This is a genomic window from Devosia limi DSM 17137, from assembly GCF_900128975.1.
Lineage (GTDB): Bacteria > Pseudomonadota > Alphaproteobacteria > Rhizobiales > Devosiaceae > Devosia > Devosia limi.
Genome location: NZ_FQVC01000010.1, coordinates 96797 through 120915, shown reverse-complemented (window position 1 = coordinate 120915; position 24119 = coordinate 96797). Strand labels below are relative to the sequence as shown.

The following is a 24119-nucleotide window of genomic DNA, read 5'->3' as shown; positions in this document are numbered from 1 at the left end:
GCTGCTAATTGATCCCATCACCTCGAAAGCCCCTCCCTTGCGGCCGCAATCCGTTCTGCTTCCTGTTGTTCTCGTCAGCCTGGGCATGGTCTGCACCCAGATCGGCGCCTCGCTGGCCAAGGGCCTGTTTCCGCTGGTCGGTGCCAACGGCGCCACCGCACTCCGCCTGACCCTGGCCGCTATCGTGCTTCTGGCGGTGTTCCGGCCCTGGCGGCAGCGACTGGGTGCCGCTCAATGGCGCGCCGTGCTGCTTTATGGCAGCGTCATGGGCGCGATGAACCTGTTCTTCTATGCCGCCCTCGCCACCATCCCCCTCGGCGTTGCGGTGGCGCTTGAATTCAGCGGTCCGCTCGCCGTGGCCTTGGTGGGTTCACGCCGCCCGCTCGATTTCGCCTGGATCGCACTGGCCGTGGCCGGCCTCGTCCTGCTGCTCCCCCTGGGCCAGAGTGATGGCGAGATCGGCATGACCGGGGTGCTGTTTGCCCTCGCCGCCGGCGCCTGCTGGGCCGGCTACATCATTTTCGGCCAGCGCGCCGGTACCGGTGGCGGTCCCCACATCACTGCCCTGGGCGTCGCCATCGCCGCCATCATCGCCCTGCCCTTCGGCATTGCCAGCGCCGGCATGGCGCTGTTGGCACCCGCTATCCTGCCCATCGCGCTGGGCGTGGCCCTGCTGTCCAGCGCCATTCCCTATGCACTCGACATGATTGCGCTGCCGCACATGCCCTCGCGCCTGTTCGGCATCCTGATGAGCGGCCAGCCGGCGCTGGGCGCATTGTCGGGCTTCCTCATTCTCAGTGAGCGCCTCGATCTCTGGCAAATGAGCGGCATCGCCGCCATCGTCCTGGCGTCGCTGGGCGCCACCGCCACCATTGCCCGCAACACGCCGCCGCCAGTCGCCTGAGCGCATTCCTGGTTTCCAACCGCAGTTGATTTTGGGCATAATCACTCGTCATATTTCTGACGGGGAGGCCCAATGCTCTACGCGATCCTTTGCTATAATGACGAGAATGCAGTTGCCACCTGGACCAGGCAGGAGGACGATGCCTGCATGGCGCGTCTTGCCCAGGTCGAAGAGGCCATGGCCCAAAAGGGCAAGCTCGGCCCCGTCGTGCGGCTGCAGCCAACCACCTCTGCCACCACGCTGCGCAAGTCCGGTGGCGATGCCATGATCCTTGATGGACCCTTTGCCGAGACCAAGGAACAGTTCCTCGGCTTTTTCGTCGCCGATTGTGAAACCCTGGAAGAAGCCCACGATTTTGCCCGCGACCTGGCCGTCGCCAATCCCGGCACCGGCGCCTACGAAATTCGCCCGCTCGCCATCTACAAACCCGAGCGTTTTGGAAGCTGACCGATACCGCCTTCCCCGCTGCCAAACCGGGGCTGGCGAGCCGGCATCAGAGAAAGCTGCGCCTCGTCCATAAAATCAACGACATTTTATGGTTTCTTGTCAGAGATTGTTGCCAACCCCTCCTCTAGGGTCGGCAGGGATCGGGCGGAGAAACCAGAACATGTTTACCCATATCGGCGCGGCGCGCCTCGTTGCATTCCTGCTGATTGCCGTGGGAGCCGTCGCCGCACCCTTTGCCTCGGGCATATTGGACTTTGCCATTGCCGTGATGGTGTTCATCGCCGCCATGATGCTCTATTTCATGCCCAATGAAGCGGCTGAGGCTGTCGATCAGCGCCTGCCGGAGGCCATGGTCCGCCAGCCCCTTGCAGGTTCGCAGCCGGAACTCATCACCGACAATCGCGAATTCATGCGCCATTTTGGTGCGGCCGCGGCCAAGACATCGGGAACGCTGCTGGTGATCGAAGTTGATCGTCTCGGCGTGGTGCCCGGCATGCCGGCGGAAGCAAATGGGGAAAGCCGCTCGCTGATTCTGCAGGCCATTCGCCAGAATGTTCGCCATGACGACCTGATCGGCCTCACCGCCGACGGTGCCTTCTCGGTCTTCCTGCGCGGCGCCCCGCAATGGCGCTCCGAAGAAATTGCCTCGCGGATCTGCTCGGCTGTCACCGACACCATCTTCTTCGGCGATCGCGAAGGTCTCGAGGAAATTGCCGTCGCTGTCGGCGGCATCGTCGTCACCAATCCGATGGGCGAAGACCTCATGGCCCGTGCCCATGAAAGCCTCGAGCAGGCCCGGGCCCAGGCGCCCAACAGCTACGTTGTCGCCGCAGCCTAGCTTCCGGGCGTCCGGCAGGGCCTTGCCCTGCCCCCGCTCCACTGGCATCCCGGCCTTACCCGGCTGGAGGGCCTGCGCAGACCCTGGCCGGCCACACCTTTATAGGCGCGTCCGGCTCTTCTCCAAGCTCAAGGCATTGTCCATCCTGCCCGCATAACAGCCAGCCGGCCCCCGTCGTCCCGGAGGCCGCCAGGTTCAGACTGTCCAGAGGCGGCAAGGCGGGCGCATACGTCCAAACCCCATCCGCCCAAACCGCATGCTCGGGAATGGCGATGCCGGCGCCCGAGCCTTTGACACTGGCCGAGACGATCGTGAGGTGCCCGTCCTCGATGCGCCAGCGCTCTTGCCACCACGTCTGCTCGACTGAATGGGTCCAGCCCAGGGTAAAGCTGGTCGTCGCCAGCGCCGTTACGACCCCGGCGGCGGCAATGCACAACATCAGGACACCGCGCCGAAGCGTGGCCGCCGGCTGCGCCACCAGTGCTGGCCGATCAGCACGACCGCCAGCAGGAAGCCCGCCTGGTCCGTCCAAGGCAAGGCCAGCATCAGCAACACCCCGACCGCGAAGCAGGCGATACGTTCGAGCATGCTGGTCGGGGCGAACAGGTAACCAACCACCGCGCCGCCCCACAAGGCAATGGCGAGGCTGGTTTTGAACACGATGTAGACCACCTCCACCGGATATCCGAAACTGGCCGCGATAGCACCGCCGTCCTGCAGCATCAGCGATGGCGTGTAGACCGCCATGAACGGCACGATGAAACCCGCAGCGGCGAGCTTGGTGGCTTGCAACGAAATCTTGAGCCCCGATGTCTTGGCCATGGGTGCGGCCGCGAAACAGGCCAGCGCCACCGGCGGTGTCAGGTCAGCCATGATGCCGAAATAGAACACGAACATGTGGCTGACCAGCAGCGGTACGCCCAGTTCCAGCAACGCGGGACCGGCCAGCGACGAGGTGATGATGTAATTGGGGATGGTGGGAATACCCATGCCCAGCACCAGACAGGTCAGCATGGTCAGTACCAGCGATAGGAACAGGTTGTTCTCGCCGATCTGGATGATGGCGCCGATAAAGGTGGAGGCAATTCCGGTCAGTGTCAGCGTGCCGATGACAATGCCAACCACGGCGCAGGCAATGCCCACCGGCAGGGCATTGCGCGCGCCCTCGGCCAACGAGTCGCGGACGATGGCCAGCGTCGGCCGACCGCCCTTGACGAAGACGCAGGCCGCCACCAGCGCGGCGATCACCAGCAGCAGCAGGTTGACGCCGAATTGCAGGAAGGCCGCCGAGGCCAGCCCGAGCGCGATCCAGAAGGCATAGCGGAATGCCCGCGGCCCGATGGCTGCCGCCAGCGGCGTGCCCAGAATCAGGACGACGACCAGCGCCAGCCCCATAGTGCCGGCAAAGATCGGCGTATAGCCGGCAAACAGCAGATAGATCAGCGCTGCCAGCGGCAAGACCAGCGGCCAGTGATCACGCACGGCATGCCATGGATTGGGTAGTTCGGCCTTGCTCATCCCGCTGAGGCCGGCCTTGCCCGATTCCAGATGCACGACCCACAGGCAGGTGGAGAAATAGAGCGTCGCAGGAATGATCGCCGCCAGGACGATGGCGCTGTAGGGAACGTCCAGAGTCTCGGCCATGATGAAGGCCACGGCCCCCATGATGGGCGGCATGATCTGCCCCCCCATCGACGATGTGGCCTCGACGCCGCCGGCAAAATCCGAGCGGAAACCAAAACGCTTCATCAGCGGAATGGTGAACTGGCCGCTGGCCACCACATTTGCGACGCCGGAACCGGAAATCGTGCCCATCAGGGCGGACGACACAGTACAGACCTGTGCCGGGCCGCCACGCCAGTGTCCGACCAGGCCCAGCGCGAAGTCGTTGAACAGCGTCAGCATGCCAGCGCGTTCGAGAAAGGCGGCGAAGACGACGAAGATGAAAATATAGGCCGACGAAACATAGACCGGCGTACCGTAGATACCCTCGGTGCCAAAGCCGAAATGCTCGATGATCTGGGCAAAGTCGTAGCCCCGGTGCACGAACGGACCCGGCATATATTGGCCGAGAAAGCAGTAAGCCAGGAACAGGCCCGAGATCAGAGCCAGCGGCAGCCCCATCAGCCGGCGCGCCGCCTCGAACACCAGGACGATGGTGACCGTGCCGACCGCCAGGTCCAACGGGGTAAGGAAGCTGCTGCGCTTGAGCAGGTCGGCATAGAACACCCAGTTATAGACGCCGGTCAGAAACCCCAGAAGACCAAGGCCCCAGAACACTGCCTTGCCCCACATGGTCTTGGCGACCAGGTTGCCGACAAGGCCGAAGCCCAGCAGCAGCAGGAAGGCCACATGCATGGCGCGCACGACCTGGCTGGGCAGCGTGCCATAGGCGGCGGTCCACAATTGGAACAAGGCAAAGACGATGGCAATGCCGAAGGCAATGCGGCCCGTCATGCCCGGACCAAAGCCGGGGGGCAGGCCGCCAACGGCCTCTTCGGCGCTGGGCGCTGTCGCAATGGTCGTCATGGTTTTCCTCCCAGAAACCGGCAGAGAACGGTCCGGAGCGATGCACGCCCCGGACCAAGACAGCTAGAGCAGCCCGGCTTCGCGATAATAACGCTCAGCGCCCGGATGCAGGGGAATGCTCAGTCCGTTCAGAGCCGTTGCGGGGTCAATGCTTGCAGCTGCCGAATGCGAGGCCTTGAGACGTTCCAGGTTTTCGAACATCAGCTTTGTCATCTGATAGGCCGTCTCGTCGCTCACGCCGGCATGCGTGACAAGGACATTGCCAATGGCAGCGGTACTGACATCGGCGTCCTGTCCGTCATAGGTCCCGGCCGGAATGACGGATGGCGTATAGGGTGCGCCAATCCCCTCGACCACCTCGGCGGGCACCGCCACGATGTTGATGTCCATCGTGGCGCTGAGATCCTTGATGAACGCCACGCCCAGGCCGGACGATTGCAGGGTTGCATCGAGCTGGCGGTTCTTGATGAGTTCGGCGGACTCGGCATAGGGCAGGAATTCCACCTTGCCCAGGTCTTCGTAGCTCATGCCTGCCGCCGCGAAAATGGCGCGGGCATTGAGCTCTGTGCCCGATGCCGGCGCGCCGACCGAAATCGACCGACCCTTGAGATCTGCCAGCGTCTCGATGCCGGATTCGGCGGTCGCCACGATCTGCACATAGTTCGGATAAATGGCGGCGATGGCGCGCAGTTCTGTCAGCGGCTGCGGGAAGCCGGCCTCTTCGACCCCGTCCCAACCTGACTTTACCGAGTCCCCCAATGCAAAGGCGAGTTCGCCCTTACCCTGCTGCAACAGGTTGAGGTTTTCCACCGAGGCCTTGGTCGCCTGAACCTGGGTGCGCGCGCCGTCGATCTCTTCGGCATAGATTTCCGAAAGCGCGACGCCGAGCGGGTAATAGACACCCGAGGTTCCGCCGGTCAGAATATTGATGAATTCCTGACCCGTGGCCGCTGGCGCGCTGAGCCCAGCAATGGCCACGGCAATTCCGGCAAGCTTGCTTGCGGTACGAATGGTCATGCAGATTTCCTCCCTGGCATGATTATGATTGCGCTGTCGCCTTCTCCACGGCAGCACTCCCCATGACTTAGCAAGTGCCATGCCAGCGCAGGTTTGCGCGCTTATCTACGGCAATGCGGCGGCCAAGAGCTGATCGCCCGGCAAAACCTGGCAACAATCCGCCAGCCTGGAGAGCGCCTGGCGGATTGTTGCCAGCGCCTCAGGGCTCCATGGCCGCTCTGTCGGCGCCGCGCAGGCCATATCGGGCTATCTTCTCGTTCAGCGTGCGACGTGGCAGGCCGAGCTGCTCGGCCGCCTCGGCGGTCGAGCCATTGGTCATGCGCAGGGCCTGCGCGATGGCCTCGGCTTCAAACCGCGCCACCCGATCCGGCAACGGCGCCGCCCGCCCGCCTGGCACCCGCGTCGATGTCGGGCTGGCCAGTCCGAGCACTGCGCGTTCGGCCGCGGATTTGAGCTCGCGCACATTGCCAGGCCAAGCCTGCTCGCTGAGCCAGGTCAGATCGGTGTCCTGTGGCAGTGCCAGACCGAACCGTTCCGCCGCCGCCCGCGCGAACACCCCATGGAGCAACGCAATATCTTCCCGCCGCTCGGCCAGCGGCGGGATGGCCAGCTCCACCGTGGCCAGACGATAGTAGAGGTCGGCACGGAACCGCCCGGCCGCGCTTTCGCGCCGCAGGTCCGTTTTCGTGGCAGCGATGAAGCGCACGTCGATGGCGCGTTCGCGGTTGGACCCCAGCCGTACGACCGTCCGCTCCTGGAGGGCCCGCAGCACCTTGGCCTGCAGCGCCAGCGGCATGGATTCGATCTCGTCGAGAAACACCGTGCCGTTCTGGCCATATTCGAACTTGCCGGCGCGCTCACTGGCGGCGCCGCTGAAGGCCCCCCTGTCGTGTCCGAAGATCTCGCTCTCAAAGATCGACTCGGGCACGGCCGCGCAGTTGATGGCGACAAAATTGCCCGCCGCCCGCGCGCCGAATTCGTGCAGTGCCCGCGCCAACACCTCCTTGCCTGTGCCGGTTTCCCCGGTAATCAGGACGTCGACATTGACACTGGCCAGCTGGACGACGGACCGGCGCAGCGCAACCATGGCCGGGGATATGCCGATCAGCCGGTCCTCGATACTCGGCGCCCCGGCACCATCGTGCAGAAGATCAATTTCGCGCCTGAGCCGACGGCGCTCCACGGCCCGGTCAAGCACCGCCACCAGCATGTCGGCATCATAGGGCTTCTCGATAAAGTCATAGGCCCCGATCTGGATGGCCTTGACGGCGACCGGCACATCGCCATGCCCCGTCAGCAGGATGACCGGCAGGTCGCTATCGGCCGCCCGGAAATGGGTCAGCACGTCAAAACCAGTCGCTCCGGGCATTCGCAGGTCCGACACCACGCAGTCCCAGTCCTGCGGGTCGATCTCGCGCAGCGCCTGTGCCGGATTTTGATATGTCGTAACGGTGAAGCCGGAAACACTCAGCCAGTCCTCCGCCGCCGCGCAGAGCTGCTTCTCGTCGTCGATGAAGACGATCCTGCCCCGTGTCATGCCCGCACCCGCATCCGGTCGGCGACATGGAGCGGCAATTGCACGAGTGTCACGGTCCCGCCCCCAGCGCCCGGCGCGAAGCTGACGCCCCCGCCAAACTCTTCAAGGATGGTACGGCTGATCGACAGGCCAAGGCCCAGGCCTTCCCCGGTCGTCTTGGTGGTGAAAAAGGGTTCGAACATGCGCCGCATGATGTCATCGGGAATGCCGCCCCCGGTATCGGCTATGCGCAATTGGACACTGTCGCCAACCTGGGCGGCGCCGATGGTGATCTGGGAATTGCCGGCCCCGGCGGTGGCGTCTATGGAGTTCAGCAGCAGGTTGATCAGCACCTGTTCGAGCCGCAATTGGCTCGCGGACACCATCGGCAATCCGGCCGGCACGCCATTGTTGATCGCGACCGCGGATTCGCGGGCGCGCGGATCGACGATTTCCAGCGCGGCCTCCACCACCGAAGCGATGTCGACGGGTTCGGGCGCACTGGCGTCCTGGCGCGACGAGAACGTCTTGAGATGCTTGACCGTGCGCTGCATGCGGCGCAGCAGGTCGCGGGCCGAGGTCAGGCTTTTGGTCACCTGCGCCTTGGCGTCGCGCTCCGCATGCAGGCCGGCTGCGGCGAGTGTGTTGTCCAGCGCCGACAGCGGCTGGCTCACCTCATGCACAATGGCCGCCGACATGCGACCCAATGCGGCCAGCTTGGCAGCATGGATAAGGCTTTCATGGGTGTGGCGCAGCTCCACCTCGGTGCGCTTGTGCTCGTCGACCTCACGGGCCAAAGCCGCGGTGCGCTCGGCCACGCGGCGTTCCAGCACTGCATTCTGTTCCAGCTTCAGCCGCACGATCTGCCGCCGTTGCCAGAAGAACAGGCTGACCGCCGACGCCAGCAGAAATCCCATCGCCGCCACCCCGGCAACCAGCCGGGCCGCTTCATGCACCGGCTGCATCGGCAGGCCAGTGAACAATTGCCAGCCGTCCGGCTCCACAGCCGCAATCCCGAGAACCACGCTGCCCTCGGCCGTTGCGATGGATGGCGAGCCCGGATCGGCGTCCGGGGGCACCAGGGGATCGAGCTGGGTCACATCGATATTGTCATAACGCCGCTCGGCGATAATGGCGGCAGCCCCATCACGCGAGAGGACGCGCAGCGGGCGGTACTTCCAGTCCGGACGGCCAGTGAGAAAAATCACCCCGGCCTGGTCCGCCAACCCGGTAAGTTCCGCGGTCTGCATCCAGGCCTCTTCGAGGGGCGACATGTCCACTTTGACCACCACCACGCCAAGCGGCCCGCCATCGCCATCGACCCGCGCGGAAAGGAAATAACCCGGCTTCCCGGTGGTCACGCCAACCGCATAATAGCGCCCCTCGCCGCGGGTTATGGCATCGCTGAAATAGGGCCTGAAACTGTAGTTGATGCCGACAAAGCTGCCCGCCTCATTCCAATTGCTCGCCGCCAGGGTCGTGCCGGACAGGTCCAGCAGATAGATTTCATCGGCGCCTGAACGCTCGCGGACCGATTGCAGATATAGATTTGTGCGCCGCTCAATTCCGGCCGGCGCGCCCGCCAGCATTGCATCGATGCGGGAATCCTCGCCCACCACCCCGGCCAGATAGCGGAAGCGCTCGACCTCGCTCTCCACCGAGCGCAGCGTGATGGTCAGTCGGTCCTGCAATTGCGCGCCGACACGGGCCTTGCCATTCTCCAGCGCGACCCACCAGACGGCGATCGACAGCAGTCCGGCAATAGCGAGAATACCCGCTGCGGCAAGATGCACGCGCTTGATGAGATGGCTCTTCACTGGCCGGACAGTCCTCCCTGTCGTGCCTGCGATAGTGTCAGAGCCGTGTGAGGATAAAAAGAACCAATCGTCGCCGGTCGCGCCGCGCATGCAGCAGCTTGCAGCAATCCCCGGCATTCGCCAGCATTCACCAGCTGGATTGCCCCCCGATCGCTCGCTCACAATGGTTTTGCTGGCTGGCCCGTACACCTATAGTCTAAGGTAGCGAGCAACCATCGGGGGTGAGCGTGAGGGCTGGTCTATCCAATAGAATCCGGGACGTTGTGTGGCCACGCATGGGGCTGCGCCGCTATGGCAGATATCTCGGCAAGCGCGTGATGCGCCTGTCGGCAAGTCCGCATGCCATCGCCGCGGGCGTGGCGTCCGGGGCTGCCGTCTCGATGTTCCCGCTCATCGGCCTGCACTTCTTTCTCGGCTTCGTCCTGGCCTTCATCACGCGTGGCAACATGATCGCGGCCGCCATTGGCACGGCATGGGGCAACCCCCTCACCTTCCCGTTTTTCTTCGCAGCGTCCTACAGCGTCGGCCATTGGGCGACCGGTGGTGGTGACGCGAGCGCTGCGGACGGCTCCCGTCTGGCGATGACCGCAGAACAGATTGAAGGCGGTTTCTTTGCTGACGGCTTCGCAGCGGCGTGGCCGACATTCAAGGCCATGATGATCGGCGGACTGCCAATAGCCATTCTCGTCTACGCCTTGTTTTACCTCGCCGTGCGCGCTCTGGTCACCAGGTTCAGAATGATGCGCCAGACTCAGATGGCGGAACGGCGAGGCCGGCAACAGAACATTTCAGGCTAACTGCCGCAAGCTATCGCGGTTCGGCCAGAAGGCCCTTGACCAGAGCGACGCACCCCAGCAGCAGAATAATTGCAAACGGGAAGCCGGTGGATACCGCCATCGCCTGCAGGGCAGCCAGACCGCCTCCCAGCATCAGCGCAATCGCCACCAGGCCCTCAAAGCTCGCCCAGAAAATGCGCTGCCCCACTGGCGCGTCGACCTTTCCCCCGGCGGTGATGGTATCGATGACCAGCGAGCCGGAATCCGAAGAGGTCACGAAGAAAATAATCACCAGGGCGATACCGATAAACGAGGTGATCTGCGTGAGTGGCAACCCCGCCAGCATTTGAAACAGCTGCAATTCCAAAGCCGCATCGGCGACCGCGGCGGTACTGTCATTGACGACCTGACTGATGGCGGTGCCGCCAAAGGCCGTCATCCACAAGACGCTCACCGTGGACGGAATAAGCAGCACGCAGAGCAGGAATTCCCGCACTGTCCTGCCCCGGCTGACCCGCGCGATGAACATGCCGACAAAGGGCGACCACGAAATCCACCACGCCCAGTAAAATGCCGTCCAGCCATGGCGGAAATTGTCGTCGCTGCGCCCGAATGGATTGGACAGGGCCGGCAGGTTTTGACCATAGGCCCACAAATTGGCAAAGAAACCCGTGACGATCTGCAGGGTGGGTCCGACGGCAACCACGAAGACCAGCAGCAGGGCCGCCATGATCATGTTGATTTCTGAGAGCCGCTTGACGCCAGCGTCAAGGCCGGCCACCACCGACACCAGGGCAACGCCAGTGATTGCGACAACCAACAGCACCATGGAGAGATCGCCCAGCGGCACCCCGAAGAGGAAATTCAGTCCGGCATTGGCCTGGCCTGCACCAATGCCCAGAGAGGTTGCCAGCCCAAACAGGGTCGCGAACACCGCCAGAATGTCGATGATATGGCCGGGCCATCCCCACACCCGGTCACCGAAGATCGGGTAGAAGATCGACCGCATCGTCAGCGGAAGTCCCTTGTTGAACGAGAAGATCGCCAGTGCCAGCGCCACAATGGCGTAGATCGCCCAGGGATGCAGGCCCCAATGAAATATCGTGGCCGCCATGGCCAGACGGCGCGCCGCATCTGCGTCGCCGACGGCCCCGTCCAACGGCGCCCAGTCGATCCGCACGCCGCCCTCCGTTATCGGACCACCCAGCGCCGCGGTAAAGTTGGAAAGCGGCTCGGATACGCCGTAGAACATCAGGCCGATACCCATGCCCGCGGCGAACAACATCGCCAGCCAGCCGCTATAGGAATAGTCTGGCGAGGCATCGCGGCCACCGATACGGATCTTGCCCAGTGGTGAGGCGATCAAAGCCACACACAGCAGCACAAAGACGTTGCCAACAAGCAGGAAGAACCAGTCGAACCGGTCGGTCAGAAAGTCGCGCAGTCCAACAAAGGCATTGGTCGCAGTGCTGCCCAGCAGCAGCGTTGCAACCACGAATAAAACGATGGTCAGCCCCGATATCAGGAATACGGGATTGTGGATGTCGACCTTCACAAAGCCCACGCGCGAGACGATGTTGTCCTGACCGATGGAATAGTCGGTCTGGATTATTTCTGTTGGGCCCTCGGGAGGGCGAACCTCCTCTTCGCCAGCTTCATCGTCTGATGATATCATCGTCCTGCCATGCATCGATTGATCTAAAGTGCGCCGATCGCCGGTTCGTTCCGTAATTTTCGAAGTTTAATCGAGAACCGCCTTGAGAAATTCCCGGGTGCGGTCCTCGTTGGGATCGCTAAAGAGTTCCTCGGGCGTGCCCTCTTCGCGGATTTGCCCCTGATCAAAGAAGCAGACCCGGTCCGAGATCTCGCGCGCAAAGCGCATCTCGTGGGTGACCAGCAGCATGGTCAGGTCGTGCTCTTCCGCCAATTGGCCGATGACATTGAGAACCTCGCCGACCAGCTCGGGATCGAGTGCTGAAGTCGGCTCGTCAAACAGCAGAATGCTTGGGCGCATGGCCAGGGCACGGGCGATGCCCACCCGCTGCTGCTGCCCACCCGACAATTGATGGGGGTATTTTTGCGCCTGATCGGCCAGGCCGACCCGCTCCAGCAGTTCCTCGGCCCGCAGTTTGGCATCCGCCTTGCTCAGGCCGAGCACTTTGACGGGCGCCTCGGTGATATTGCGCAGCACTGTCATATGCGGGAACAGGTTGAACTGCTGAAACACCATGCCAAGCTGGGCCCGCATCTTGCGCAGATGCGCCTCACTGGCGGGCCTCAGCCCATCCGGCCCGGGCTCATGCCAGAGCGGCTCGCCCCCCACGGTGACCAAACCGCCATCGATGCCTTCCAGTGTCATCAGGATGCGCAGCACAGTCGATTTCCCCGATCCCGAAGGCCCGATGATCGACACTTTCTCGCCGCGCATAACCTCGAAGTCGAGTGCGTCGAGCACTGTCAGATCACCGAAGCGCTTGACGACCTTGTCAAATTTTATGATCGGGTCGCTCATTTCAAGGGTATCCCCTGCTTGGGAAGCCAGCCATCGAGCAGGCGGACGCCGGCCGACGCGACCAGCGTCATGATAAGGTAAAGACCGCCAACCATGGACAGCGGCACGAGATAGTCGAACGTCCTGTCGCCCACGATCTTGGCGACGTTGAGCATTTCCAGCACCGTCACCACCGACAGCACCGGCACGTCCTTCATGATCGAAACGAGGTAATTGCCCATTGCCGGCACGATGCGCGGCACCGCCTGGGGCACGACGATGTGGGTAAAGGTGCGAGCCGCCGACAGATTCAGCGCGCGCGCGGCCTCGTGCTGATCCTTGGCCACGGCCTCCAGCCCGGCACGATATACCTCGGACGTATAGGCGCTGTACTGGATGCCGAGCGCCAGGGCCCCCGTCATGAAGGCCGGCAAGACGATGCCGTATTCAGGCAGCACGTAGTACAGGAAGAACAATTGTACCAGGAGCGGCGTGTCCCGGATGAACTCGGTGACGACGGAGGCCGGCCAGGCGATAAACCGCGATCGGGCCGCCTTCAGCACTGCCCAGACCAGTCCCAGCACCAGCGCCACGGCAAAGCCGAGCACCGCGGCCTGAATGGTCACCCACATGCCGATCAGAAGGATCGGCAGGATGGAAAGGGCAAAGGCCAGCGGGCTCGAAAGATCCCATTCAAATCCAAACAGCATGGTCTAGCTCCTCGCCGTGCGCCAGCGCGTGGCATAGCGTTCCAGCCCCCGCATAATGGCGGTGAGAACGAGAGCCATGCCGAAATACATCACCAGCAGCATCGAATAGATCGTCGTGCTGTCCTGGGTGAAATTGCGGATCTGCTCGGCGCGAAATGTCAGATCACCCAGGCTGATCAACGAGACGAGCGCGGTATCCTTGAGGTTCTGCACGGCCAGATTGCCGAATGACGGCATCATCTCGGGTATGGCCTGCGGGATCACGATCCCCCAGAGCGTCTGTCGAGCGCTGAAGTTCAGCGCCCGGGCCGCTTCATGCTGGTCCTGGTGCACCGCCGCTATCGCGCCCCGCACCACCTCGGCGCCATAGGCCCCGATATTGAGACCAAGCGCCAGCACGCCGGCAAGCACCGGCGGCAAGCGCAGGTCGATGCCCATCGCCGTGCCGGCCAGCGGCAGCGCGAAATACAGCCAGAACAGCTGCACCAGCAGCGAGGTCCCGCGAAACACTTCGATATAGGCCACCGAAATGGCCCTGAATGCCCAGTTCGACGAGAGCTTGCCAATGCCGAACACGAAGGCCAGCACAGCGCCCAGAATGGTGGAGAACACGGTCAACTGGACGGTGACCCAAGCCCCCTGCATCAGGGGGGAGATATAGTCAGTCCATTGCATGGATTGATCCCGGTCAAGAGGGAGGAACGCATCTTGGGCGGGCGCCGGAGCACCCGCCCAAGATGCGCGTTGATTGCCCCGGATTACTTGGCGGCGCAGAGCTCGGCGGTGGTGCGCTCAGCCGAGCCGTCGACATCGGCCTGCGTAAAGCCATAGCCGGTCAGGACTTCGGCCCATTCGGGTGTCTGCTTGAATGCGCCGAGCGCATCGTTGACGGCATCGCGCAGCTCTTCATTGCCGCTGGCGAAAGTGAAGCCGCCCCAGCTGCGGACCGGCTCGCCATCCACCACGGGATCGCTAAAGCGCGCGGCCACTTCAACACCCTTGCCCTGGCTGGCCAGGCCGCTGGCCGTCAGGCTGGTGGCCGCATAGGCATCGGCACGACCGGTCGACACCGTCGAAATGGCGTCGGCATTGGACGCGATCGTCACCAGATTGGCTTCGGCAACCCCGAGCTTCTGCATCATTTCGAGCTGATCGGCGCCAGCCATGATGGCGACCTTGAGGTCAGGCTTGTCGGCGAAGTCGCTATAGGCGTGAATGTCCTTCGGATTGCCCTCGGCAACCAGCAGGCCTTCGCCATAAGAGGTGTTCGGCTCGGAAAACAGCACCTGGCCACACCGATCGGGAAGGATCGCCATCTCGGCGGCGACCATGTCGAAACGGTCAGCCTGCAGGCCTGGGATGAGCGAAGAAAAATTGGTGGTGACCCACTCGATATTCTCGACCCCCAATTCGTCCATCAGTGCCTTGGCAACATCGGGGCCGGCACCCAGCGCCGTCCCGCTCGGATCGACATAGCCATAGGGAATTTCATTGGCGACGGCGATGCGGATCGTGCCCGCCGCCTGGATCTCTGCGAGCGTTGCAGCGCTGACTGCGGTGCCAGCCAATGCCGATAGCGCGATTGCGGAGATCGTCGTTAGTGCTGTCTTGCCGAACATGGTCATGTGGTGCTCCTGTTGCATTCTGGGCGAGATACCGGCTGCTGCCCGTCGAAGTTCAGCCGGCGGTTGGTCAGGCGACGGCATGGAGTTCATTTGCCTGTGCCGGCGCCCAGTCTTCGATCAGCCCCTTGTGCAGGGCCGAAATCGTTGCCTCGAAATCGGCGGGGTCGACGATGATCTGCAGGTCGACCTTGCGCATCAGGTCATGAACGCCGAGCGGACTAATGCCGGCCGCAGCGAGCACGCCGATGGCTTTTGCCAACACGGCGCTGTCCCCGATATTGCGACCGATGGCGGAAACCAGCGCAACCTTGCGCAGGGTGATCCCGGCGCAGGGAAAGGCCGCCGACAGGTCTGTCTCGACCCGCCGGATTGCCTTCATCGACCCCTTGAGGAAATGGGTGATGGTATTGGCGTTGGAGGTCTTTGAGATGATCCAGACCTTGTGGCGCTTGAGCGCTTCAAGGATTTCGGAATCGTAGCCCTTCACCCCCACCATGTCCTGGTCGTGGAACTCGAGCGCGAAGACATTCTTGATCCCGGTGATGATCTCCACCTGCGGCGCGCCGGCATGGATATCGGACCGGATCACCGTCCCATTGTGATCGGGCTCAAAGGCATTCTTGACCCGCAGCGGAATGCCAGCCTGGCGCAGGCTCTTGGCGGCCCGTGGATGGATCGCTTCCATGCCCATATTGGAGAGCTGATCGGCCACGTCGTAATTGGTTTCGCCGATGACCCGGACGCTTTCCAGGCCCACCACGCGCGGATCGGCCGAGGAGAGGTGAAACTCCTTGTGGATGATCGCCTCGCGCGCCTCGGTGACGACCGCGACCCGCGACAGGACCACCTCGCTATAGCCGCGGTCATAGGTCCCCATCAGCACCTCGCGGCACTGCGCATAACCGGTGACGATGGGCAGCTCCCGGCTCAGGTCGATATCGGAAAATGCCCGTCCAATCACCTCGTCCAGCGGCAACTGGCGCTCGTCACGCCAGCCGCTCAGATCGACCAGTCGCGCCGACACGCCACTCATGTTCAGCAAGAGGCTGGTATTGAACGCCGAATGCGCCTCGCCCAGCGATGCCAACATTTCACGGACCGTCAGAAGATGCTGTTCAAGCTGAAAATGGCCGAACGAACACAGCCGTGACAGATCGATCAGGCACGAACGCACCCCCTCGATCCGCTCGCGGACAAACCGGTCGGCCGTCTGCCGGGCATCGGCATCACCGAACACGCGTTCATTATGCGCATACATCTGATCGGCGACTGCGCTCAGCGCATCGCCCCAGGCCCAGCCGCTCTCCGCGCTGGCGAAAAGGGCATGGACGCCGGGCTTGCCGGTTTTTTTGTGCTCCAGCAGGGCATCGGTAATGCCGGCATAGGCCGAAACTACAAATATGCGCTGGTAAAGCTGCGCGCCGGTGCGATCCCCGATCAACACGGTGTCGAGCAGTTCGATGGTACGGGACATCGAGGTGCCGCCGATCTTCTCGACGGTGTGGCGCATGGTCGTTTCGGTCATAGGGTCTCCGGCTGCTTCTCCGGACGAAGAAGCGCTGCCTGCTGTGTTGTCGTGAACCGGTTAGGCGAGCTTGCCGCTCTCGATGACGAGGGGCGCCTGCGGGTCGCGCGAACTCAGGAATGCCGGGCGCGGTGCCTTGGCGGCATAGGGTGCGCCGACGCGATTGGACCAGGCATTGTAGACAAAGAACGCATTGGAACGCGGAAACGGCGTGATGTTGCCGTTCGAGCCATGCAGCGTGTTGCAATCGAACAGGATGACCGTGCCGGCCCGGCCTGCCGCATAGTCGACGCCGAACTGCTGGGCCATCTTGGTCAGGCTGTCCTGGGATGGAACGCCGATTTCCTGCCGCTTGAGCGAGGTCTTGTGATTGTCCTCAGGCGTCTCCCCGGCACAGGCCACAAATGTCCGGTGCGAACCGGGCATCAGCATCAACGGCCCATTGAGCGCGTCATTGTCGGTCAGCAGCACGGAAGCTGAAATGGCGCGCATGCGCGGCATGCCATCTTCGGCGTGCCAGGTCTCGAAGTCGGAATGCCAGTAGAATTCCTTGCCGGTGAAGCCTGGCTTATAGTTCAGCCGCGACTGATGCAGATAGACATCGTCCCCCAGCAGGAAACTGACGCGGCCGGCAATACGCTTGTCGCGGGCCAGGCGGTCGAACAGGGCATTCTGCTCGTCCAGCCGGAAGACCGTGCGCACCTCGTCCGAGCCCGGCTCGGTGATCACATTCTCGGGGGCCAGCTTGGTCTCACCGGAACGCATACCAGCCGATTCATGCTGCAGCGCGGCAATCTCGGCCGGAGAGAACACGCCATTTAGAACGATGAAACCATTCTTGTCGAAGGCGTTCGTCTCGGCACGGGTCAGCGGCGCTTCAGGGCTCCAACGGCCCCATACCGTAGGGTCCTTGCGTTCAAGCCACTGCTCCTGGGGCAAACGCGTTGGATAATCGTCCTGATTGGCGGCTTGGGTCGCTGGCATTGTCATATCGACGCCTTTCGTTGTCGTTTTTGGAAGGAAGGGCTCAAGCGTCTTCGGCGATGGGGGCATAGGAACCATCGGCGCGATGCACCTCCTGCCCGCTCACGGGTGGGTTGAAGCAGCAGGCCATCACCATCTCGCTCTTGGCCGTGAGGCGGTGCCGGTCGTGCAGATTGAGGGCGTACATCACGCCAGGCCGGATCTGATGCACCGTGCCGGTATCGAGTTCCTCGATGCTGCCTTCGCCCGCGATGCAGTAGACGCTCTCGAAGTGGTGCTTGTAGTGAAAGACGTGGCTGGTGTTTTCGTGAATGCGGGTGATGTGGAAGCTGAACCCCATGTCATCACCGGCGAGCAGCAACCTTGTGCTGTCCCAGCCATCGGCATTGACGAGCCGGTCGGTCTGGCGGGCGGCATTCAGGTCTCGGACGATCATGGAAGTCTCCTGTTATTCAGCCGCGGCGCGATGGCTTCCCAGGACGGCCTCGAAAGAGGCTTCCAGGACGTCAAGGCCCGCTGCAAACTGTTCGTTTGAAATGGTCAGGGGGGCCAGGACCTTGACCACCTCGTCGAAACTGCCGGAGGTTTCGATGATCAGGCCCTCGGCGAAACATGCCTTGCAAATGGCTTCGGCCTGCTCCCCCGATCCAGCGTCAACGCCCAGCATCATGCCGCGGCCTTTGATGCTGAGATCGTGCCGGTCGGCTATCGCCATCAGGCGCTCGGCCAGGTACTGCGCCTTCCTGGCGACGGCGTTCTGGAACTGGTCATCGGCCCAGAACTTGTCGAGTGCGGCGGCTGCCGTCACGAAAGCGTGGTTGTTGCCGCGGAAGGTGCCGTTATGTTCGGCAGGCTTCCAGATGTCGAACTCGGGTTTGATCAGGGTCAGAGCCAGGGGCAGCCCCATGCCCGACAGTGACTTCGCCAGGGTGACGATGTCGGGCGATAGCCCCATGCCATCGAACGAAAAGAACCCGCCGGTGCGCCCGCACCCGGCCTGAATGTCATCGATGATGAACAACGCGCCGTGCTTGCGGGCGATGGCCTGCACCTTGCCGAGCCATTCCGCCGATGCCGCATTGAGCCCACCCTCGCCCTGCACCGTTTCCACGATGATTGCAGCCGGGGCATCGAAGCCACTGGATGGGTCCGACAGCTGGCGTTCGAGCATGTCGGCGGTGTCGATATCGGCGCCGAAATAGCCATCATAGGCAGCGCGCGACACCCCGCTCAGAGGCGTTGCGGCACCGTCTCGATGTTTGGAATTGCCGGTAGCGGCCAGCGCGCCGAGTGTCACGCCGTGAAAGCCATTGGTGAAGGCAATGACATTGGTCCGCCCGGTTACCTTGCGCGCCAGCTTGAGGGCCGCTTCGACCGCATTGGCGCCCGTCGGTCCCGTGAACTGGACATGGTGGCCCATGCCCCGCGGCTTCAGGATCAGGCGCTCGAACGTCGCCAGGAAATGCTCCTTGGCATCGGTGAACATGTCCAGGCCATGGGCAATACCATTGGCCGAGACATATTCGATCAGGGCTGCCTTGAGGTCAGGATCATTGTGGCCATAGTTCAGTGTCGAACATCCAGCCAGGAAGTCGGTATAGGCCCGCTCGTCGATGTCGTAGATCGTGGCGCCCAACGCCTTGTCGAAAACCTTTGGAAAACTGCGCGAGTAGGATCGCACCTGGCTTTCGACGCGCTGGAATGTCGCCATGGGCTTCATCGAGCTGGAAAAGGTCATGTGAAAGCATCTCCAAAACTAATATTGGGCGTAAAGCAGCAAGGTCGTGGGTTAGTCCGCGTTGAGGGCGGCGGCGGCGCGTTCGCGATCAAACGGCCCGATCGAGACGGCGAATTCGGCATCGTGACGACCGGCAAAATGCTCGTCCTTCAGGAAGTGCTCGATCTGGCTGAGTTGCGCCTTGACCGTGCGTGCCACTGCGGTGAACAGCGCCCAGGACGCGGCATTGTCTTGGGTGATCGTGCATTGAACGTGCCGTATGCCGGCGCTTTCCGGCCGGGCCAGCACATCGCCGATCATCTTCTTTCCCAGGCCACGGCCACGCGCTTGCTCAGCAACGCAGACCTGCCAGACGAACAGCGTATCGGGTTGACCGGGCGGCACATGGCCCGAGAGCCAGCCAACGACAGCTCCACCCGCCTCGGCAATCGCACTGGTTGCCGCGAAATGGCTGCACTGAAGCAAATTGCAATAGAGCGAATTATCATCCAGCTGCGGGGTTTGCCCGATCAGCTGCCAGACCGCAAAACCGTCGGTGGACTGGGGCCTGCGGATTACGGGGGATGTTTCCGGTCGCCATCCAGCGGCGTCGCTAATGACGGAATTTCCATAAATCATGCGCATATAATTTGTTTTACGAAACTAAATGTCAACCCGCGCAAACCCACGTTCTGGTCGGAAAATCGCACTAGGTTCAATTTATTCGCTATTGTTCAGTTAGTTAGCTCTGCTAAAAAACTTTCCCGACCAGGCCGTACCGTTGTGCACACCATTCAGATCGGCTCCATATGCTTCGTACATACTAACCTTATGAGCGGACGGCGACCACTGACCGCACTTGGGTTCTGACGACGGCGTGCTAGAAATGCCTGAGGATCGACAAAGGTGCGGATGTGGAAGACAGAACCAAGCTTGCCTTGACCGCCATGCGCAAGATTCTGCGCAGCACTGAGCTCAACAGCAAACGCCTCATGCGCGAAACGGGCCTGACCCCGTCGCAGCTGATTTTCATGCAATTGCTGGACGACGAGCGCGAGCAGACGGCGGGCTTTATCGCCGCCAGCATGGGCATTACCCAAGCCACCACCACCGCCCTCCTGCAGAAACTGGAAGCCAACGGCATGATCCAGCGTCGCAAGGGCGAAAGCGACCGTCGTCAGGTCTGGCTGTCGCTGACCGAGGCGGGCAAAAAGGCTCTGACCATCGCCCCCGATGGGGTCCACGCCCTGTTTCATGAACAGTTCATCGCGCTGGCGGATTGGGAACAGTCCATGCTCATCGCCTCCCTGGAGCGGGTGGCCGCCATGCTTGGCAATCACGACAAGGATGTCGCCGCGGTGCTGGATTCCTCCGAAGTGTTGTCGGCGGATTAGATCGGCGCCTGAAGCAGCTTGCGCACACGCACGACGCCCGCCTCGACGCGCTTGCGGTCCATCTCGATCAAGACCACCTCCGAGCGCATCAGAGCCTCCTGGGAGTGCCGCAGGGCATGGGGGCCGTAGCGGCCCGGATCAAGACGCCCCAACGCGAGAAAAGCCTTCTGCAGCCGGAGCCCGACCTCAACTATGGCTGCACCATCACGAGCGATCGGGGTGAAGAAGTCATCGAAAATGTCGCCGATATCGATGGGAGGGACAAAGACCTTTGGGAAGCGAGGCCCCCGATCCTCGCCGGTCTCGGTCCCAATCGCCAGAATGCGAACGGCGCGCCCGATGACATCGATTGCGGTTCCGGGATCGTTGATACCCGGCGACAAGGCTCGGGAGCCGATTTCCGCGAGTACCGAGGCGCCGAAGCGTGGGTCCTGATCGAAGGACCGGGTATCGCCGATCGCGAAGCATTGGCGGACCGCAGCATCGACGCCATCGGCCTGGACGCCGGCCACCCAGGCGAGGGGCGCTGTCGGGTCAACGAAGTCGCCCGGTACGGCAACGAGGTAGATGGCGCCGGACTGGTCCCCGACCAGATCGGAGAGCGCCCCGATATCGACATGCTGAACATAGCCGATCTGCGAGGCATACACGGCTGTAGCCTGCGCTGGAATTACGGCATCGTGCCGGAGCCTTGAGCCGCCCATATACGGATTGTTGTGGCGCTCCTGCATCGCCTTGGCGGCAGCCTCCTCGACCAGCGCAGTCGTTTCGGTAACTCGGCCGAGGCGCGACAGGTGGTCGATCCAGCGCAGCAGCGTGAACACGATGAAGATGATGACCACGACCGTTGCGCCAAACAGCACCACCCTGCCCTGCGCGCCATAGGCACCGGTGCTGAGCACGATTATTCCGACAAGGCTGAACAGGAACGAACCAACGAAGGTCGACAGCACATTCTGCGTCGTTGAATCTTCCATCACCAGCCGCGTCGCCCGCGGCGTCACATTGCTCGCCGCGGCCGAATAGGCCGAGACCATCACACTGAGCGAAAAGGTGGTGACCGTCAGCATGCTGGCGGCAATGATGCCCAGGATATGGTCGACCGCGTCGGCGCCGATCTTGGTGGGTAGATCGGCGGGTATGTAGGGACTGAGCGCAATGCCAAGCAGCGCTGCCACGATCGCCAACAGGGAAAACAGGCTCGCGCGGACCCAGATGCGACGCGTAAGCTGGACTGCCAGCCAAAACCATTGAGACGTCATGTCATTCCTTCACGGCACACTGGCTGGAAGAACGCGCTGCGCGTGCTTTGGCTCCGCCAGCTTCCAATAGTGGTCGCATCCGGTCGGCGTTTCAGGCAACATGGTTTGGTGGCGGGGAGAAGACAATAACAATGCAGAATGCGCAAAATGAGATTGCGATCACCAGAGGCGGCGTCTTGCCGGGGGGTGTCAGCACTTTGCGCAGCACAATCATCGAGAATGCCGCAACGCAGGCGGCAATGCAGCCCTGGGTTGCCATGGAATGCTACCAGCTAAGCCGCGGCAAACGGGTATCGCAGATGGATAGCCTGGATCTGGGGGGACTGCGGATCGTGCAGGAAAGCCAGTTTGCAGCAATTCAGAAACTGGGCGCCACGCCCGCCGATTTTTGCACGATCTCCTACAGCACGCATGACCCGGAATTCCGACTGTCCGACCACGCGGCCAAGAATGCAAACAGTGTTTTCTTCCTCCCGGAACACACCGAGTTCGACATTCACGTGCCAGCAGGGGGGCAAACTGCCTATATCGGCTTTTCCCAATCGGAATTTGTCGGCGCGGCCCGTGCGCTCTATCCCGGAGCCTGGGATAAACCGCCGCGACAGGTGTTGCAGTTTCAGTCCCCGCATCTCGGCGAGCTGAAGACAATGCTGCGGCACTGGATTGGCGCGACCAGGCGGGGCGAAGCGCTGGACTCTGCGGTCATCCGAGGCGCTGCCCTGCAGACAGCGTTGCGTATCGCCACCGCCAACGCAGTTGATGGCACGGCTTCCCTGCCCCGGGCGGCCCGGTCTCGCGCCGTGCGAACCTGCCGATTGGCTCGCGAGTTCGTTGAACAGCAATTGGCTTGCCACGCAGTGCCCAGCGTCGTCGACATCTGCTTGTCACTGGCGGTATCGGAGCGAGCGCTGCTTTATGCCTTTCACGACTGTGTCGGCATGTCTCCACAAGCCTATCTCCGCTGCTGCCGGCTCAACCAGGCCCGCGCAGCATTGCTCGCCCGAGACCCGCGCGACACGACAGTGACACAGGTCGCCATGCAATTCGGGTTTCTGCACCTCGGTCGCTTCGCGGGCGACTATAAGCGGATCTTTGAAGAATCCCCGGCTGCGACACTGACAAGGCTTATGTGAGGGCCAATGCAGCTTCCGGTCTTTTTGCGGATTCCGGATAGCAGCATGGCCTTTTCGACCTTAGCATTGCCGGAAAACGCGGGACCTATCGCCCGTCGAGGCGAGGCACCGACACGTCGGGTTGTCGTCGCCCCTGCCGTTCATCTTGAGGAGATGTCGCCATATGTCAGGACGTCCAACACTGTCAGACCGTCGCAGCCCTTGCATCGGCGCCGCCCTCAGGGTGCTGGCTGCCGGGCTGGGGTTCGTCATGGCGGCGGGTACAGCATCTGCTCAGATGCCGGAAGACATGGAACACTATCTGGATCGTGTTCGCATCGAGTATGGCCTGCCGGCCTTGGCCGCCGCCGTGGTCAAGGATGGCGTTGTGGTCGCGGCTGCAGCCATTGGAACGCGCGTTGACGGCCAAGTCTTGCCGGTCACGTTGGACGACCGCTTCCATATTGGCTCCAACACCAAGTCCATGACCGCGACTTTGGCCGGCATGCTGGTCGATGAGGGCAAGCTGGACTGGCAATCACGCGTCGGCGACGTGTTGGGTGACGACCCTGCGATGAGCCGGAGCCTGGCCGATGCCACGCTCGAACAATTGCTGTCCCACTCGAGCGGCATCCCGAGCGATACCGAGGAAATGCTCGATCTGTATTTCAGCGATGCGGTGTTTGACGACAACCTCGTGCAGCAACGCATCAACGCGCTTGCGGCTTGGCAGCACAACGAACTGGTCATCCCCACCCCCTCGCCCTTTCAGTACGCGAACTTTGGCTATCTGATCGCCGGCATGATGATTGAAAAGGTGAGCAGCGTAGCTTGGGAAACGCTGATGCATGAACGCATTTTCGGCCCCCTTGGCATGGAAAGTGCGGGGCTGGGTCCGCAGTCCACCTATGGACTGATCGACGCTGCCGTGGGCCATCGCATCGCGGACGACGGTTCCGTCACGGCCATGCTGTGGGGACCTGCTGCCGACGTCCCTCCAGTGATGGGGCCAGCGGGAAATGCGCATATGTCTATTCTGGACTACGCCAAATGGGCCAGCTGGAACGCCGGGCAAGCCAGGCGCGGTCCGCAACTGGTCAGCCCGACGACGCTGGAGCATATCCAGGCAGCGCTCGTTCAAACGCCTACCCGCGACAATCCCCCGCCGGGTACACCGAGCACGGGTGGCTACGGGCTGGGCTGGGGCAGCGTGGTGTTTGACTGGGCTGACACGCCTTTGCTGACCCATAACGGATCCAATTCGATGAACCTGGCCAGAATAGTCGTCGATACGGAAAATGACATCGCCGTCGTGGTTACGACTAACTTCCCCGGCGCCAATGCCAACGCAGCCGCCGGGAAAGTGATGGAAGATCTCTATCTGCAATATTCCAATTAGGCTGGGCTGCTCAATTTACCGCTGAAAACAGTGACAATATTTTTGTCTTAAATCGG

At 62.4% G+C, this 24119-nt stretch carries 23 protein-coding genes; 7 read left to right on the top strand and 16 right to left on the bottom strand.

All coding sequences use genetic code 11. The annotated features are described in order from the left end of the window. Positions 1-37 precede the first annotated feature (37 nt). The 3 genes from BUA69_RS15680 (at position 38) to BUA69_RS15670 (ending at position 2189) form a co-directional block, all read left to right on the top strand. The gene (locus tag BUA69_RS15680; protein ID WP_244468748.1) at positions 38-904 is read left to right on the top strand and encodes an EamA family transporter; all 867 of its coding nucleotides are present in this window, start codon (positions 38-40) and stop codon (positions 902-904) included. Between the two features lie 72 nt (positions 905-976). Next, a complete protein-coding gene (locus tag BUA69_RS15675) occupies positions 977-1351 on the top strand; it encodes a YciI family protein (RefSeq protein WP_046135239.1) in 375 nt (124 codons plus the stop codon). A gap of 160 nt (positions 1352-1511) precedes the next feature. Then, positions 1512-2189, top strand: coding sequence for a nucleotidyl cyclase domain-containing protein (locus tag BUA69_RS15670; protein WP_046135240.1), 678 nt, complete (start codon positions 1512-1514; stop codon positions 2187-2189). A 55-nt stretch (positions 2190-2244) separates the two neighbouring features. On the opposite strand, the gene BUA69_RS15665 is transcribed toward BUA69_RS15670, so the two are convergent. From BUA69_RS15665 to BUA69_RS15645, 5 genes are all read right to left on the bottom strand, one after another. After that, positions 2245-2628 (bottom strand): DUF1850 domain-containing protein, encoded by a 384-nt coding sequence (locus BUA69_RS15665; RefSeq protein WP_342020574.1) that lies wholly within the window; start codon positions 2626-2628, stop codon positions 2245-2247. Further along, positions 2628-4718 (bottom strand): TRAP transporter permease, encoded by a 2091-nt coding sequence (locus tag BUA69_RS15660; RefSeq protein ID WP_046135241.1) that lies wholly within the window; start codon positions 4716-4718, stop codon positions 2628-2630. The genes BUA69_RS15665 and BUA69_RS15660 overlap by 1 nt, the downstream gene beginning before the upstream one ends. Positions 4719-4781: 63 nt before the next feature. Further along, complete coding sequence (locus BUA69_RS15655; protein ID WP_046135242.1) at positions 4782-5735, bottom strand: TAXI family TRAP transporter solute-binding subunit; 954 nt, start codon at positions 5733-5735, stop codon at positions 4782-4784. Between the two features lie 199 nt (positions 5736-5934). After that, complete coding sequence (locus tag BUA69_RS15650; protein WP_046135243.1) at positions 5935-7272, bottom strand: sigma-54-dependent transcriptional regulator; 1338 nt, start codon at positions 7270-7272, stop codon at positions 5935-5937. After that, on the bottom strand, positions 7269-9068 hold the full coding sequence (locus BUA69_RS15645) for a sensor histidine kinase (protein ID WP_046135244.1): 1800 nt from the start codon (positions 9066-9068) through the stop codon (positions 7269-7271). The genes BUA69_RS15650 and BUA69_RS15645 overlap by 4 nt, the downstream gene beginning before the upstream one ends. Positions 9069-9343: 275 nt before the next feature. Here BUA69_RS15645 and BUA69_RS15640 point away from each other — a divergent pair, with 275 nt between their 5' ends. After that, positions 9344-9865: a DUF2062 domain-containing protein gene (locus BUA69_RS15640; protein WP_082093818.1), complete on the top strand. Its 522-nt coding sequence runs from the start codon at positions 9344-9346 to the stop codon at positions 9863-9865. A gap of 10 nt (positions 9866-9875) precedes the next feature. Here BUA69_RS15640 and BUA69_RS15635 read toward each other — a convergent pair whose 3' ends face one another. The 10 genes from BUA69_RS15635 to ectA form a co-directional block, all read right to left on the bottom strand. Next, complete coding sequence (locus BUA69_RS15635) at positions 9876-11519, bottom strand: BCCT family transporter (protein WP_046135246.1); 1644 nt, start codon at positions 11517-11519, stop codon at positions 9876-9878. Positions 11520-11585: 66 nt separating this feature from the next. After that, positions 11586-12356 (bottom strand): ectoine/hydroxyectoine ABC transporter ATP-binding protein EhuA, encoded by a 771-nt coding sequence (ehuA, locus tag BUA69_RS15630; RefSeq protein ID WP_046135247.1) that lies wholly within the window; start codon positions 12354-12356, stop codon positions 11586-11588. Further along, the gene (gene ehuD / locus BUA69_RS15625) at positions 12353-13045 is read right to left on the bottom strand and encodes an ectoine/hydroxyectoine ABC transporter permease subunit EhuD (protein WP_046135248.1); all 693 of its coding nucleotides are present in this window, start codon (positions 13043-13045) and stop codon (positions 12353-12355) included. The genes ehuA and ehuD overlap by 4 nt, the downstream gene beginning before the upstream one ends. A 3-nt stretch (positions 13046-13048) precedes the next feature. After that, positions 13049-13720 carry an ectoine/hydroxyectoine ABC transporter permease subunit EhuC gene (ehuC, locus tag BUA69_RS15620; RefSeq protein ID WP_046135249.1) on the bottom strand — a complete coding sequence of 224 codons (672 nt, stop codon included), beginning with the start codon at positions 13718-13720 and terminating at the stop codon, positions 13049-13051. 83 nt (positions 13721-13803) lie between these two features. Then, positions 13804-14670, bottom strand: a complete 867-nt coding sequence (gene ehuB, locus BUA69_RS15615) for an ectoine/hydroxyectoine ABC transporter substrate-binding protein EhuB (protein ID WP_143154545.1) — start codon at positions 14668-14670, stop codon at positions 13804-13806. 67 nt (positions 14671-14737) lie between these two features. Further along, positions 14738-16195 carry an aspartate kinase gene (locus tag BUA69_RS15610; protein WP_082093819.1) on the bottom strand — a complete coding sequence of 486 codons (1458 nt, stop codon included), beginning with the start codon at positions 16193-16195 and terminating at the stop codon, positions 14738-14740. A 60-nt stretch (positions 16196-16255) separates the two neighbouring features. Continuing rightward, positions 16256-17179, bottom strand: coding sequence for an ectoine hydroxylase (thpD, locus tag BUA69_RS15605; protein WP_342020579.1), 924 nt, complete (start codon positions 17177-17179; stop codon positions 16256-16258). A gap of 43 nt (positions 17180-17222) precedes the next feature. Next, complete coding sequence (locus tag BUA69_RS15600) at positions 17223-17615, bottom strand: ectoine synthase (RefSeq protein WP_046135251.1); 393 nt, start codon at positions 17613-17615, stop codon at positions 17223-17225. A 12-nt stretch (positions 17616-17627) separates the two neighbouring features. Further along, the gene (gene ectB, locus BUA69_RS15595) at positions 17628-18917 is read right to left on the bottom strand and encodes a diaminobutyrate--2-oxoglutarate transaminase (RefSeq protein ID WP_143154544.1); all 1290 of its coding nucleotides are present in this window, start codon (positions 18915-18917) and stop codon (positions 17628-17630) included. A gap of 51 nt (positions 18918-18968) precedes the next feature. Beyond that, positions 18969-19541: a diaminobutyrate acetyltransferase gene (gene ectA, locus BUA69_RS15590; protein ID WP_082093820.1), complete on the bottom strand. Its 573-nt coding sequence runs from the start codon at positions 19539-19541 to the stop codon at positions 18969-18971. A gap of 269 nt (positions 19542-19810) precedes the next feature. On the opposite strand from ectA, the gene BUA69_RS15585 reads away from it, so the two are divergent. Beyond that, entirely contained in the window at positions 19811-20290 is a 480-nt protein-coding gene (locus tag BUA69_RS15585; protein ID WP_046135252.1) for a MarR family winged helix-turn-helix transcriptional regulator, read from the top strand. On the opposite strand, the gene BUA69_RS15580 is transcribed toward BUA69_RS15585, so the two are convergent. Next, complete coding sequence (locus tag BUA69_RS15580; RefSeq protein WP_046135253.1) at positions 20287-21552, bottom strand: DUF2254 domain-containing protein; 1266 nt, start codon at positions 21550-21552, stop codon at positions 20287-20289. The two genes, BUA69_RS15585 and BUA69_RS15580, sit on opposite strands and share 4 nt — an antisense overlap. 131 nt (positions 21553-21683) lie before the next feature. Here BUA69_RS15580 and BUA69_RS15575 point away from each other — a divergent pair, with 131 nt between their 5' ends. Together BUA69_RS15575 and BUA69_RS15570 are read left to right on the top strand one after the other, a co-directional pair. Next, entirely contained in the window at positions 21684-22685 is a 1002-nt protein-coding gene (locus BUA69_RS15575) for a helix-turn-helix domain-containing protein (protein ID WP_046135254.1), read from the top strand. Positions 22686-22848: 163 nt separating this feature from the next. Then, entirely contained in the window at positions 22849-24063 is a 1215-nt protein-coding gene (locus BUA69_RS15570; RefSeq protein ID WP_244468749.1) for a serine hydrolase domain-containing protein, read from the top strand. Positions 24064-24119: the final 56 nt, after the last annotated feature.